The organism is Pseudomonas sp. WS 5146 (assembly GCF_012985495.1).
In the GTDB taxonomy this organism is placed as follows: domain Bacteria; phylum Pseudomonadota; class Gammaproteobacteria; order Pseudomonadales; family Pseudomonadaceae; genus Aquipseudomonas; species Aquipseudomonas edaphica.
Genome location: NZ_JAAQWL010000002.1, coordinates 787,959 through 801,152, shown reverse-complemented (window position 1 = coordinate 801,152; position 13,194 = coordinate 787,959). Strand labels below are relative to the sequence as shown.

General features: G+C 61.5%; 11 protein-coding genes and 1 pseudogene. 6 read left to right on the top strand and 6 right to left on the bottom strand.

Annotated features, from left to right (window positions below):
* Positions 1-23: 23 nt before the first annotated feature.
* The 4 genes from HBO41_RS08330 to HBO41_RS08315 form a co-directional block, all read right to left on the bottom strand.
* Positions 24-1,673, bottom strand: coding sequence for an AMP-binding protein (locus HBO41_RS08330; RefSeq protein WP_169985753.1), 1,650 nt, complete (start codon positions 1,671-1,673; stop codon positions 24-26).
* A gap of 86 nt (positions 1,674-1,759) precedes the next feature.
* Positions 1,760-2,209 carry a phosphohistidine phosphatase SixA gene (sixA, locus tag HBO41_RS08325; RefSeq protein WP_017134464.1) on the bottom strand — a complete coding sequence of 150 codons (450 nt, stop codon included), beginning with the start codon at positions 2,207-2,209 and terminating at the stop codon, positions 1,760-1,762.
* Positions 2,206-2,553 carry a DUF4389 domain-containing protein gene (locus HBO41_RS08320; RefSeq protein WP_099549018.1) on the bottom strand — a complete coding sequence of 116 codons (348 nt, stop codon included), beginning with the start codon at positions 2,551-2,553 and terminating at the stop codon, positions 2,206-2,208. Before HBO41_RS08320 ends, sixA begins: the two co-directional genes overlap by 4 nt.
* Before the next feature lie 11 nt (positions 2,554-2,564).
* Positions 2,565-3,590 carry an NAD(P)H-dependent glycerol-3-phosphate dehydrogenase gene (locus HBO41_RS08315; RefSeq protein ID WP_099549019.1) on the bottom strand — a complete coding sequence of 342 codons (1,026 nt, stop codon included), beginning with the start codon at positions 3,588-3,590 and terminating at the stop codon, positions 2,565-2,567.
* A gap of 193 nt (positions 3,591-3,783) precedes the next feature.
* Between HBO41_RS08315 and HBO41_RS08310 the strand changes: the two genes are divergently transcribed.
* The 5 genes from HBO41_RS08310 to fabB all read left to right on the top strand — a co-directional run bounded on the left by HBO41_RS08310 (position 3,784) and on the right by fabB (position 10,730).
* On the top strand, positions 3,784-5,904 hold the full coding sequence (locus HBO41_RS08310; RefSeq protein WP_099549020.1) for a TonB-dependent siderophore receptor: 2,121 nt from the start codon (positions 3,784-3,786) through the stop codon (positions 5,902-5,904).
* A gap of 1 nt (position 5,905) precedes the next feature.
* A complete protein-coding gene (locus HBO41_RS08305; protein WP_169985751.1) occupies positions 5,906-6,835 on the top strand; it encodes an ABC transporter substrate-binding protein in 930 nt (309 codons plus the stop codon).
* On the top strand, positions 6,832-8,733 hold the full coding sequence (locus HBO41_RS08300; RefSeq protein WP_017134469.1) for an ATP-binding protein: 1,902 nt from the start codon (positions 6,832-6,834) through the stop codon (positions 8,731-8,733). The genes HBO41_RS08305 and HBO41_RS08300 overlap by 4 nt, the downstream gene beginning before the upstream one ends.
* A 249-nt stretch (positions 8,734-8,982) precedes the next feature.
* The gene (gene fabA, locus HBO41_RS08295) at positions 8,983-9,498 is read left to right on the top strand and encodes a 3-hydroxyacyl-[acyl-carrier-protein] dehydratase FabA (RefSeq protein WP_003210552.1); all 516 of its coding nucleotides are present in this window, start codon (positions 8,983-8,985) and stop codon (positions 9,496-9,498) included.
* A gap of 11 nt (positions 9,499-9,509) precedes the next feature.
* A complete protein-coding gene (gene fabB / locus HBO41_RS08290; protein WP_017134470.1) occupies positions 9,510-10,730 on the top strand; it encodes a beta-ketoacyl-ACP synthase I in 1,221 nt (406 codons plus the stop codon).
* A gap of 176 nt (positions 10,731-10,906) precedes the next feature.
* Here the strand turns inward: fabB and HBO41_RS29785 are convergent, their stop codons facing one another.
* Both HBO41_RS29785 and HBO41_RS29780 read right to left on the bottom strand, forming a co-directional pair.
* Complete coding sequence (locus HBO41_RS29785; RefSeq protein WP_371318486.1) at positions 10,907-11,770, bottom strand: methyl-accepting chemotaxis protein; 864 nt, start codon at positions 11,768-11,770, stop codon at positions 10,907-10,909.
* Positions 11,762-12,532: pseudogene (locus HBO41_RS29780) on the bottom strand (MCP four helix bundle domain-containing protein); the annotation flags it as partial. The pseudogene HBO41_RS29780 and the gene HBO41_RS29785, both read right to left, overlap by 9 nt.
* Positions 12,533-12,737: 205 nt before the next feature.
* Between HBO41_RS29780 and HBO41_RS08280 the strand changes: the two are divergent.
* On the top strand, positions 12,738-13,154 hold the full coding sequence (locus HBO41_RS08280; protein ID WP_099549021.1) for an OsmC family protein: 417 nt from the start codon (positions 12,738-12,740) through the stop codon (positions 13,152-13,154).
* The last annotated feature ends 40 nt before the right edge of the window (positions 13,155-13,194 follow it).

The following is a 13,194-nucleotide window of genomic DNA, read 5'->3' as shown; positions in this document are numbered from 1 at the left end:
TCCTTATTGGTTTTATTACGGTCCTAATCCTGCCACACAATCGGCTCACTGCGTTCGCTCCAGGCCGAAAATTGTGCACCGTAAGTCGACTCGATCACGTTGCGTTTTATCTTTAAGGTCGGCGTCAAAAAGCCGTTTTCCACCGCCCAGTTGTCTTTGACCACCACCAGTTGGCGCAAGCGTTCATGCTTGTCCAATGCGCCGTTGACCTGTTCCAGCCAGCGTTCCAGGCTGCTGCGCAGTGCCTGCCGGTCCTGGCTGCCAGCCGACAACACGCATAGGCCCATCGGCGCCAGCAAGCCATCGCCGACTACGCACACCTGTTCGATGCGTGCGTGTTCAGCCAGGCGGTTTTCGATCGGCGCCGGGGCCACGTATTTGCCCTTGCTGGTCTTGAAGATCTCCTTGAGCCGCCCGGTCAGGCGCAGGCGGCCATCGGCGTCCTGCTCCCCCTTGTCGCCCGTGCGCAGGAAGCCATCGTCAGTGAGGGTTTCGGCGGTTTTCTGCGGGTCCTTGAAGTAGCCGAGCATGGTCGCACCACTGCGCACCTGCACTTCACCCGTCAAGTCGATGCGCACTTCGACGCCAGGGCACGGCAGGCCGATCCAACCCAGCGTTTGTTGGCCAGGGCGGCATACATGGGAATAGCCGCAGCTTTCGGTCATGCCATACACCTCCAGCACATCCAGGCCCAGGCGTTGATACCAGCGCAGCAGGGCCTCGGGCACCGGGGCTGCGCCGGACAGCGCGATGCGCAGTGCATCCAGGCCCAGCCCGGCCAGCACTTTGTGGCCGACGCGCTTGCCGATAAAAGGCAGGCGCAACAGGGTATCGAGGCGTTTTTCCGGCATTTTGGCGTAAACGCCCATCTGGAACTTGGTCCAGATACGCGGCACGCCGAACAAGGCTGTGGGCCGCGCCCGGCGCAGGTCGGTCAGAAAAGTCTCGAGGTTTTCGGCGAAAAACACAGTTTGCCCGGTATAGATCGAGGCCAGCTCGACAAACATGCGCTCCGCCACATGGCACAGCGGCAAGTACGACAGCAGCCGGTCGCCCTCGCCCAAGCCAAATATCTCTGTGCCGCGCGTGGCCGCAAATCCAAGGGCGCCAAAGGTTTGCATCACGCCTTTGGGCAGGCCGGTCGTGCCGGAGGTGTAGACGATGGTTGCCAGGCTTGCGGCATCCGGCGCGGGGTTGTCCTGGATCGGCGCATTGGCTTGCAGGTCTGCCCAGCTGAAATCAAAGTCGCCGGCCGGGCACAACGGCAAGCTGATGGTCGGCAACCCGGCCGGGATGCCGGGCGCCATCGCAGGCCAGTCATCCAGCTTGCCGATCAGCACCAGCGCCGCCTCGGAATGCGTGAGCACATGGTTGACGGACTCGGCCGTGAGGTTGGGGTACAACGGCACCGAAACATGCCCGGCCATCCAGATCGCCAGGTCGGCAATGATCCAGTGCGCACAGTTTTTCGAGATCAGGGCAATGTGCGAGCCTTGGGGCAATTCCCGGGCGCGCAACCAATGCGCGGCGCAACGGGCCTGATGGCCGACATCGCCCCAGGTGAGCGTCTGCACCTCGCCGCCGCCGATGGGTTGCACCAGAAAGGGTTTGCGCGGATGTCGCGCTTCACGTTCGAAGAAGACCTGCAACGGCAAACGAAAAGCGACAGGCATGGGACGCGCTCCTATGTGATCCGATGATAGCCAACCAAGCACTTGCTTGGTTGACTATATAGCACACAAAGTCGCGATTGCTTTTCCTACGGATGCTTCACACTGACCAGGCTCATCAGCCCTGCCAGCGGAAAATCGCCTTCCAGCTCCGCCAGGCTCGCGGTGTGCATCGGCTCTGGCTGGCGCTGGTGACCATGCTGCAAAAAGCTGATCAGGCTGCCCACCAAGGGTTGATGGCTGACCAACAGCACGTTGTCATCGGTGTCGAGCTTTTCCAGCACTTGCAGCGGGTTGCCCTCAGGCGTCAACCACGGCACCGTGCGCACCTGCGGCTCGAACCCCAGTGCACCACGCACCAACTGCGCCGTCTGCTGCGCCCGCACATAAGGGCTGGCGATAATTGCACTGATGGGCTGACCAATCAGATGCGCAGCACTGCGCAACACTTCACCACGGCCATGCTCGGTGAGGTTGCGCTCGGCGTCGGTGCGCGCATGCCCTTCGGCTTCACCGTGACGCAAAATCCATAGCTTCACAGCTTTGGCTCCTCATCACGCGCCGGGTGCGGCGCGGGTGGCACGCTGTGGGCGGCTTCGCCTTCGGGTGCGCGTGGGGTTGGCCAATCGGCAAACGGCCAAGGTTTCTGTTCAGTATGAAAGCTGCCGAAACGGCCGATCTGCGCCAGGAACTGGCTGAGGCTGTCGCCAAAGTTCATCAGGCCCAGGTTCGGCGCGCCGTAGATCAGGCGATAAATCAGCTGCACCACCACCAGCGCACCGAGCAGGAACTGCGCCACTTGCCACACCAGGGCAAACACCAGCATCCACAGGACGCGCAGCAGGATGGACTCGTATTTTGGGGTGTCTTTAGGATCGTTCATGTGCGCGTTCCTCAGTTGAAACCGCTGGTGGAAATGAAGTCGACGTCAGTCTTGGGCTCGGCGCGCATCAGCACCTCGATCACCTGGTCCAAGGTGCGCCCTTCAAACAGGATCGCATGCAGGCCGGCGACCAGCGGCATGTACACACCGACTTCCTGGGCCTTGGCCTTCAACACCTTGAGGGTGTTGACGCCTTCGGCGACTTCGCCCAGGCGCGTGACCGCGTCTTCCAGGCTCAGGCCCTGGCCGAGGGCGAAGCCGACTTGATAGTTGCGGCTTTTGGGCGACGAGCAGGTGACGATCAAGTCACCTACGCCGGCCAGCCCGAGGAAGGTCATCGGGTTGGCGCCCTGGTTCACGGCAAAGCGGGTCATCTCCGCCAGCGCGCGGGTGATCAGCATGCTTTTGGTGTTCTCGCCCATGCCCAGCGCCACGGCCATGCCGGCGATGATCGCGTAGACGTTTTTCAGCGCCCCGCCCAGCTCGACGCCAAAGCGGTCGCCACTGGCGTAGACGCGGAAGGTACGGCCATGCAGCACGGCCTGCACACGTTCGCACAGTGCTTCGTCTTCACTGGCCACCACCGTGGCGGTCAGCGCGTGCTCGGCGACTTCCCGTGCCAGGTTCGGCCCGGACAGCACGCCGATGCGCGCCTGCGGGGCGATCTCGGCGAGGATTTCGCTCATCAGCTTGAAGGTCTGCGCCTCAATGCCTTTGGTCAGGCTGACCAGCAGCTTGCCGGCCAGGCGTTCAGCGTGGGGCGCCAACACCGAGCGCAAGGCGCTGGAAGGCAGCGCGACAAAGCACAGGTCACAGTCGGTCAGCGTGGCCAACAGGTCGGTGACCGGCTCCACCGCCGGATGAATCTTGATGCCTTTAAGGTAACGGGGGTTTTCCCGATGCACGCGGATGGCCTCGGCCTGCTCGGGATCACGCATCCACTGGCGCACCGCGTGGCCGTTCTCAGCCAGCAGGTTAGCCACGGCGGTACCAAAACTTCCGCCTCCCAGGACCGCAATAGGGCGCTGTTCAGTCATATGCAATCCGTTAATCCTTACATGGCGATGGCGGCATTATACGGGGCGACCCGCTTGCGGCCAGCCCCCGCGTCAATTCGTGCGCTTGTCGGAAAATGCCACACTTGTGTGAAGTAATTGCAAGTCCCACGACTGGCAAATGGCCCCACCTCAGTTAACATGGGCGGCTATCCGTAATTATCAAGGCTGCACCGTGCATCTGGGCCATCCTCCTCGCTCATCTCTGTTGCTGATATTGCTGTGCAGCACAGCTGCGCTGGCGGATGACCTGTTTCTCGACAGCCAGCCACTGCCGCAAGTGTTGACCGCCACACGCCTCAAGCAATCGGCCGCGGCCGTGCCCGGCAGCATGACAGTGATCGACAGCGAGCTGATCAAGGCCAGCGGCGCACGCGACATCGCCGAACTGCTGCGGCTGGTGCCGGGGATGATGGTCGGCTACACCACCGGCAACCAGGCGGCGGTGAACTACCACGGCACCAGCGCCAGCGACGCGCGACGCATGCAGGTGTTGATCGACGGGCGCTCGGTGTACCGCGCGGGCCTGGCCACCGTGGACTGGAGCGACATCCCGGTGGCCATGGAAGATATCGAGCGCATCGAGGTGTTCCGTGGCCCCAACACCGTCAGCTATGGCGCCAACGCGCTGATGGCGGTGGTCAATATCCTCACGCGCTCACCGGCCAACAGCCACGGCTCGCGGATTAAAGTCATCCGTGGCCAACGCGGCATCAACGACTATTACGCCAGCCAGGGTGTGGGCTGGGAAACCGGTGACTTGCGCCTGTCCTTGTCCGGCCAGCAGGACGATGGCTTTGACAGTGATGCCGTCGGTGCCGACCGTCGTGACGGCCGCCGCCTCAACCGCTTCAGCCTGGCGGTGAGCCAGACCCTGAATGCGCAACAGAGTCTCGACTGGCAATTTGATGCTAAGGAAGGCACCAACCAGCGTCCTTATACCTACCTGCCGGTGTTCGCCGGGATTACCGAAGGCGGCACCAATTCCGATGCCGTCGCCAAGGACTATGCCGGGTCGTTGCGCTGGAACTTCGACTTCAACCCCGAACACAGCCTGTACATTCAAGGCTCGGCCCAGCAATGGGACCGCCAGCAGGTCTGGAAAGCCTGTGACGCCAAGGTCTCGTTCAGCCCGGAACTGACGCAGTTGTGGCAGTTGAACCCCAACTATGCCGAACGGTTGGCGCGGCACATGGACACCTACAGCCAGGGCGTTGCACCACCCGGCAGTGCCGCCGAACAAACGCTGGGCAACCAGGTGCTCGACCAGTGGCGCAACGGCGCTAACCAAAGCGTGTGCGGCGACATCGACCAAAGCACCCGCGAAAGCCGCTACGACCTGGAGATTCAGGACACCCTGAGCCTGTCCGATAGCCTGCGCCTGGTCAGCGGCATGAACTACCGTTACGACCGCGCCGACTCCGACACCTACTTCAACGGCACCCTAGACGACACCACCTGGCGCTTGTTCGGCCACCTGGAATGGCGCGCCAGCGAACACTGGCTGCTGCAAGGCGGCGCCATGTACGAAGACACCCACCTGAGCGGCAACTCGCTGACGCCACGGGTGGCGGTCAACTACCTGATCAACCCGCGCCACGGCTTGCGGGCGGTGTACTCCGAGGCGATTCGCTCGCCGGACATGTTCGAGAACAACGTCAACTGGAGCTACCGCGTCACCAATTTGAGCTCCCCGACCTACGGGCAGAACTCCGGGCAATATTTTGTGGTAACGCGAGGCCCCGGCAACCTCGATAAAGAGTTGATGCGTTCACGAGAGCTGGGCTACAACGGCTTCTTTGCCGATTTCGGGTTGAATGTCGACGTGAAACTGTTCTACGACGAAATCACCGAGATGATCAGCTCGCCGCTGCGCAACAACCAATACATTGCCAGCAACGCCAACAGCGCACGGTTCACCGGCGCCGAATCGCAGTTCGACTGGCGCATGAGCAATACCGACCGTCTGCGCCTGACCTATGCTTACGTCGACGCCGCTTCCAGCAACCCGCTGGACAAGGCGCAAACCGCGCGCAACAGCGGCTCGGCCGGTTGGCTGCGCGAGTGGGGCCACGGCTGGTCCAGTGCGCTGTTCTACTACGGCGACGATGCGCTCAACCAATATCGCTTCGAACGGGTCGACCTGCGGGTGGCCAAGCGCATTGCCCTGGGCAAAGCCAATGTGGAGCTGGCCGGCATGTTGCAACAACGCCTCGATAACCAGCCCACCACCTGGGCCGATAACAACTACGACAGTCGCCATGTCCTGTATTTCAGCGCGGAGCTGGAATTCTGACATGGGCGCTCAGTCACGGATGACCCCCTTCTTTATCTCTCGGCTCTGGCGCCGCGCCTTGCTGCTGGTGTGCCTGTTGCTGACCGCGCCGGCGTGGAGCGCCGATATCCTGTTGACCGCCGCCGAAGACGGTGCCGGCGTTCAGGCATTTACCCAGGCCCTCGCCCAGCAACGCCCCGAAGACCAGGTGAGCTTTGTCCCGCTCAAAGACTTGCCCGCGCCGAGCCAGTTGCCGCCCGGTACGCGCCTGATCCTGCTGGACCTGCCCGGCCTCGACTGGCGCCTGCAGGATGACCAGGGCCCGCCGACCCTGGTGTTGCGCATCAGCCGCCTACAGGCACGCCAGCGCCTGGGCACCACCCACCCGGCAAAAATCAGCCTGTTGTGGAGCGACCCGCCGCTGGCGCGCCAACTCAAGCTGATCGCCAACATCCTGCCGCAGGCCCAACGCATCGGTGTGCTCTATGGCAGCGACAGTGAGTTCCTGCTGCCGGAGTTGCGCGAGTATGCAGCGCCCATGGGCCTGGAAATCGTGGCGCAACGCTGGGACAACATTAACGACAGCCGCCCGTTGCAAAACCTGCTCAAGAACAGTGACGTGCTGCTCGGCCTCGACGACCCGCAGTTGTACAACCCGAAAACCGTGAAGAACCTGTTGCTCAGCAGCTACGCCCAGCAACTGCCGCTGGTGGGGCCCAACGCCGGGTTCGTCAAGGCCGGCAGCCTGGCCACCACCTACAGCGACCAGGCCGACTGGCTGGCGGTGCTCGACCGCCTGCTGGATCATCCGCCAGCCAACTGGCCACGCAGCCTGTACCCGCAACACTTCAAAGTCGTGGGTAACCCGCAGGTCGCGCGCTCACTGGGGATCGAACAGGTGGACGAAACCGCCGTCGCCGCCCGCCTGGCCGAAGGAGAAAAACGCCCATGACCTTGCGCCGTCGTTGGGACATCAACACCCGCACCCAGCTCATCACCCTGGGCCCGGCGCTGTTGCTGACCTTGCTGTTGATCAGCTTCTTTACCTTCGTGCGTATCCAGGACCTGCGCCAGGAACTCGACCACACCGGCCAGTTGATCGCCAACCAACTGGCCCCGGCCACGGAGTACGGGGTGATTTCCGGCAACAACGATGTGCTCGAAAGCCTGCTGCGTGCCACGCTGGCCACCCCGCATGTGCGCTTCCTGGAGATTCAGGACAGCACTGAGAACATCCTGGTGTACGTCGAACAACCTTCGGAAAAACACGACCGTTCGCTGTCGGTGAAAGTGTTCCAGGCGCCCATCCGCTTACAGCATATCCAGCTGGGCAATGACTTTTTCCAGGACAACCTCAACGAACCCAAGGCGCCGCGTGCCGATTACCTGGGCCGGGTGATCGTCGGCATGTCCAACGACGCCTTCAGCCAGCGCCAGCAGGAGATTCTGTTCAAGGCCGGCATCCTCGCACTGTTCGCCCTGCTGTTTACCTTCCTGCTCGCGCGACGCCTGGCCGCGAGCCTGTCGCAGCCGATCAGCGCCATGGGCCACGCGGTAAAAGCCATCCAGCAAGGCGACTACAAGACACCGCTGCCGATTGTCGATGATTCGGAGCTGGGCGACTTGTCGCGGCACATCAACAACCTCGCCGAAGGCCTTAACCAGGCCAGCCGCGAACAGCACCAGGCCATGGCCCAGTTGATCCAGACCCGCGAAGAAGCCGAACGGGCCAACAACGCCAAGTCGGACTTCCTGGCGATGATGAGCCACGAGTTGCGCACGCCCATGAACGGCGTGCTGGGTATGCTGCAACTGCTGGAAACCACCGAGATGACCGAGGAGCAGACCGAGTACGCGGCGCTGGCCTCGGAGTCCACCGAGCACCTGCTTAAAGTCATCAACGACATCCTCGATTTCTCACGTATCGAACGCGCCGCGCTGGAGCTGGAACATATCGCCTTCAACCTGGCGGACCTGATCAACAGTTGCGCCCAGGCCTTCCAGCACAGCGCACAGCAACGTGGCCTGAGCCTGGAATTACCGATTCCGCTGGGCATGGACGCCTTGCGCGTGAGGGGTGACCCGACGCGTATCCGCCAAATCCTGGTGAACCTGATCGGTAACGCGCTCAAATTCACCGAGCACGGCAGCGTCACCGTCGAGCCCCATTGGCAAACTCTCGACCATGAACTGGTGTGGTTCACCTGCACGGTGCGCGACAGCGGCATCGGGATTTCCGCTGAACGCCTGGAGCTGATGTTCGATGCGTTCCAGCAGGCTGACAGTTCCATTTCCAGACGTTACGGCGGCACCGGCCTGGGCCTGCCTATTGCTCGCACGCTGGCCGAACGAATGGGCGGCACGTTGCGCGCGCAAAGCCAGGAAGGCCGTGGCTCGGTATTTACCCTGGAAATTCCACTGGCCATCGACCAGCACAGCTTGCCGGCGATCGCCCTGGACGCCGAGGGCAAGGCCAGCGCGGGTGATGGCCGCCATGTGTTGCTGGTGGAAGACAACCCGGTCAACCGCACCGTGGTCGAGGCCATGTTGCGCAGCCTGGGCTTTGAAGTGAGCCTGGCCACCGATGGCGCCGAGGCAATCCGCAGCGCCGAGAGCCTGATTTTTACCGCGATCCTGATGGATTGCCGCCTGCCGCTGATCGACGGCTACGAAGCCACCCGCCGGATTCGCCAACTGCCCGGCTGCGCCGACCTGCCGATTATCGCGTTGACGGCCAACGCCTTGCAGGGCGATCGCGAAGCCTGTCTGGCAGCCGGAATGAACGATTACCTGGCCAAGCCGTTCAAACGCACGGATTTGCAGCAAATACTGCAGCGCTGGGTGCAATAGCGCCGCGCCATCAACCAACTGCGACTGGCGCGAGAGACGAAAGTGCGGCAGTCTTAGGCACCCAAACGGGCCGATAAACAGGCTCGGTTTAAAATTTCAGTGAACAAGTGTACATTGAGTACCTTGACGCTGTGACTTTCACTACAACGCAATAGTCTATGTGTAGGCTGCCGGTATGAGGCATGAACGCTTCATTCGGTCCGGGAAGATTTACCCTGCCCTGCCGCATGGGATTATTGAGGAGCTCGCATGACCAAACAAAACGCCTTTACTCGGGAAGACCTGCTGCGCTGCAGTCGCGGTGAGCTGTTCGGCCCAGGTAACGCGCAACTGCCCGCCCCGAACATGCTGATGGTGGATCGCATCACCCATATCAGCGAAGAGGGTGGCAAGTACGGCAAAGGTGAATTGGTCGCCGAGCTGGATATCACCCCTGACCTGTGGTTCTTCGCCTGCCATTTCGAAGGCGACCCTGTGATGCCGGGCTGCCTGGGCCTTGATGCCATGTGGCAACTGGTCGGTTTCTACCTGGGCTGGCAAGGCCTGCCAGGTCGCGGCCGCGCCCTGGGTTCGGGCGAAGTGAAGTTCTTTGGCCAGGTCCTGCCGACTGCCAAGAAAGTCACCTACAACATTCAAATCAAGCGCGTCCTCAAGGGCAAGCTGAACCTCGCTATCGCCGACGGTTCGGTGACTGTCGACGGTCGCGAGATCTATACTGCCGAAGGCCTTCGGGTCGGCGTATTCACTTCCACTGACAACTTTTAAGGGTTATCCGCATGCGCCGCGTCGTTATCACTGGTCTGGGCATTGTTTCTTGCCTGGGCAATGACAAAGAGACCGTCACCGCTAACCTGCGTGCAAGTCGCCCTGGCATCCGCTTCAACCCGGAATATGCCGAAATGGGTCTGCGTAGCCAGGTTTCCGGCTCCATTGACCTGCCCCTCGAAGAACTGATTGATCGCAAGATCTATCGCTTCGTCGGCCACGCTGCCGCTTACGCTTACCTGGCCATGAAAGACGCCATTGCCGATTCCGGCCTGAGCGAAGACCAGGTTTCGAACGTACGCACCGGCCTGATCGCCGGCTCCGGCGGCGCATCGACCCTCAACCAGATGGAAGCGCTGGACATCCTGCGCGAAAAAGGCGTGAAGCGCGTGGGCCCGTACCGCGTAACGCGGACCATGGGCAGCACTGTTTCGGCCTGTCTGGCCACCCCGTTCCAGATCAAGGGTGTGAACTACTCGATCTCCTCCGCCTGCGCCACCAGTGCTCATTGCATCGGTACTGCGGTCGAGCAGATCCAGTTGGGCAAACAGGACATCGTATTTGCCGGCGGCGGCGAAGAAGAACATTGGAGCCAGTCGTTCCTGTTCGACGCCATGGGCGCGCTGTCCACCCAGTACAACGAAACCCCGGAAAAGGCCTCCCGCGCCTACGACGCCAAGCGTGACGGCTTCGTCATCGCCGGCGGTGGCGGCATGGTGGTGGTCGAGGAGCTGGAACACGCTCTGGCCCGTGGTGCAAAAATCTACGCGGAAATCGTCGGCTACGGCGCTACTTCCGACGGCTACGACATGGTTGCGCCGAGCGGCGAAGGTGCCATTCGTTGCATGCAGATGGCCATGTCCACCGTGGACACCCCAATCGACTACCTGAACACCCACGGCACTTCGACTCCGGTCGGCGATGCCAAGGAAATGGAAGGCGTGCGTGCGGTATTCGGTGACAAGGCTCCGGCCATCAGCTCCACCAAGAGCCTGTCGGGTCACTCCCTGGGCGCCGCCGGCGTTCACGAAGCGATCTACTGCCTGCTGATGATGGAAGGCAACTTCATGGCCGGCTCGGCCAACATCGACGAGATCGACCCGGTCGTCGCCGATATGCCGATCCTGACCAAGACCGTTGAAAACGCAAAAATCGACACCGTGATGAGCAACAGCTTCGGCTTCGGTGGCACCAACGCCACCCTGGTACTGAAACGCTGGCAGGGCAAGTAAGCCCCGCAGGTTGATCACCTGGAAAAGCCCCGACTGGTTCGGGGCTTTTTTGTGGGCAATGGAATGAGACCGAGTCGCCTTCATCGCAGGCAAGCCAGCTCCCACATATGACGGTGTTCGCCATTCAACATGTGGGAGCTGGCTTGCCTGCGATAGCGTCACCTCGGTCCCAAGCCCTACACCGAAAACCGCGCCACCATGGTATTCAGGTCCACCGCCAACCGCGACAACTCCTGGCTCGCCGCACTGGTCTGGTTAGCGCCCGTCGACGTCTGATGCGCCAGGTCGCGAATATTCATCAAATTGCGATCCACCTCCCGCGCCACCGCTGCCTGCTGCTCCGAGGCACTCGCAATCACCAGGTTGCGCTCGTTGATCAAGGTAAAGGCCGACGCAATCTCCTCCAACGCCGTGCCCGCCGACTTGGCGATATCCAACGTAGAGCGCGCCCGCGTATTGCTCTGCTGCATCGAACTGACAGCTTGATCGGTGCCTTGCTGAATCCCGCTTATCATCAATTCTATTTCCTGAGTCGACTGCTGCGTGCGATGGGCCAGTGCCCGCACTTCATCGGCCACCACCGCAAACCCACGTCCGGCATCGCCCGCGCGCGCCGCTTCGATCGCGGCATTCAGCGCCAGCAAGTTGGTCTGCTCGGCAATCGAGCGAATCACATCCAACACCTTGCTGATGCCATAGACCTTCTGCGCCAAGTCCTCAACCTGGGTCGCGTTGGATGTGACGTCATCGGCCAGCGCTTCAATCGACACCACGGTCTGATGCACCTGCTCGCGCCCACGCTGGGCAATGCGGTCAGACTCACGGGACGCCTGTGACGTGGCCACCGCATTGCTCGCCACCTCCTCCACCGCCGCGGTCATCTGGTTGACCGCCGTGGCCGCCTGTTCAATTTCCTGGTTCTGCTGGTGCAAACCACGGGTCGCATCTTCAGTCACACAACTGAGTTCTTCAGAAGCCGAGGCCAATTGGTTCGAAGACTCGGCAATCCGTCGAATGGTGTCGCGCAGGTTCTCCTGCATGCCCTTGAGCGCCTGCTGCAAGCGCGCGGGTTCATCGTTGCCGGTTACGTTGATCTCACCAGTGAGGTCGCCGCCTGCCACGCCCTGGGCAACCTTCAGCGACTGCGCCAACGGCAGCACGATGCTGCGGGTCAGCCATACCGCCAGGCCAATGGTGATCAATGCTGTGAGCACTATCATGCCAACCACCCATGTGCGCGATTGGGTGAATACGCTCTGCGCGAGGTTCGCGGCCTGGTTGGCACTGGCCTTGTTCAAGGCGACCAGGTCGTGCAGGGTCGCGGCCATCTCATCGGCCAGTTGATTCATCTCCCCATTGACGATCCTGACCGCATCCTCCAGCTGGTTGGCCTTGGAAAACGCCATCACCTGCTCCTGACGTTGCAGGTATTGCTGCTCCTGGTTTTTGAAACGATCAAACAGTACACGCTCTTCGGGCAGTACGATCAACCCTTCGTAGAGCGTCTGCGCATGGTGCAGGCCGTTTTTCAGGTCGGTGAGCTTCTGTTCGTTCTGCGCCAGCGCCTGCGGGTCACGGTTGACCACCAAACGCAGGGTGAGGGCACGCACCCGCAACAGGTCCTGGCTCATCTCCCCCACCGCCATCACGCTGGGCAGCCAGTTGTTCTCCACCTGATCGGACTGCTGGCGCATATTGGCCATCTGCAGCAGGGCGAAGCCGCCCAGGGCAAACACCATCAATGCCAGCACGCCAAAGCCTAAGCCTGCGCGCGGGGCGATATTCAAACTACGGATACTCATGCCTGGATTCCTTCCGAATGCGCTGCATCCACCTGCAGCAGGTCTCCTGAAAGGTATCGGCCCTTTGTCGCGTTTGCGTAAGACGAAAACGCGATATCAACGCGCTTGGCAATCGCGCGGGCAGCCATTGGAAAAAACACGGAACACTGAAGTGCCAGCATGCTCTATAACTGCATGACCTTTTACTGCCCTCGTGAGGTTTGCCATGCCTGTTACCGTCAATACGCTTAACCACGACAACTTTCGCCACAGCGTGAACATCAACAACCACGAACTGTTCACCGACCTGCCCAAGAGCCTGGGCGGTGATGATTCGGCGCCCTCGCCCCACGATTATTTCGACGCCGCCCTGGCCTCGTGCAAGGCGCTGACCGTCAAGCTCTACGCGCAGAAAAAAGACATCCCGCTCACCGGCGTCACCGTGGAAGTTACCCACGACAGCTCAGAGGAGCAAAAAGGCAAGTACAAGCTCAACGTCAAGCTGACGCTCAAGGGCGTACTCAGCGATGAGCAGCGCGATGAACTGCATCGCGTCGCCGATAAGTGCCCGGTACACAAGCTGATGACCACCGCCGACGTCACCATCGAAACCAAACTGTCCGAAGGCGCTTTCAGCCAGTAGCCCCAACCTCCCGTCGAGCGGGTTATGCTCAGTAGCACCT

Excerpts from the sequence above, each read along its gene's own strand:
- HBO41_RS08330 (WP_169985753.1), bottom strand. The coding sequence starts at position 1,673 with ATGCCTGTCGCTTTTCGTTTGCCGTTGCAGGTCTTCTTCGAACGTGAA.
- HBO41_RS08320 (WP_099549018.1), bottom strand. The coding sequence starts at position 2,553 with ATGAACGATCCTAAAGACACCCCAAAATACGAGTCCATCCTGCTGCGC.
- HBO41_RS08315 (WP_099549019.1), bottom strand. The coding sequence starts at position 3,590 with ATGACTGAACAGCGCCCTATTGCGGTCCTGGGAGGCGGAAGTTTTGGT.
- HBO41_RS08305 (WP_169985751.1), top strand. The coding sequence starts at position 5,906 with ATGGGCGCTCAGTCACGGATGACCCCCTTCTTTATCTCTCGGCTCTGG.
- HBO41_RS08300 (WP_017134469.1), top strand. The coding sequence starts at position 6,832 with ATGACCTTGCGCCGTCGTTGGGACATCAACACCCGCACCCAGCTCATC.
- fabA (WP_003210552.1), top strand. The coding sequence starts at position 8,983 with ATGACCAAACAAAACGCCTTTACTCGGGAAGACCTGCTGCGCTGCAGT.
- fabB (WP_017134470.1), top strand. The coding sequence starts at position 9,510 with ATGCGCCGCGTCGTTATCACTGGTCTGGGCATTGTTTCTTGCCTGGGC.
- HBO41_RS29785 (WP_371318486.1), bottom strand. The coding sequence starts at position 11,770 with ATGCAGGAGAACCTGCGCGACACCATTCGACGGATTGCCGAGTCTTCG.
- HBO41_RS08280 (WP_099549021.1), top strand. The coding sequence starts at position 12,738 with ATGCCTGTTACCGTCAATACGCTTAACCACGACAACTTTCGCCACAGC.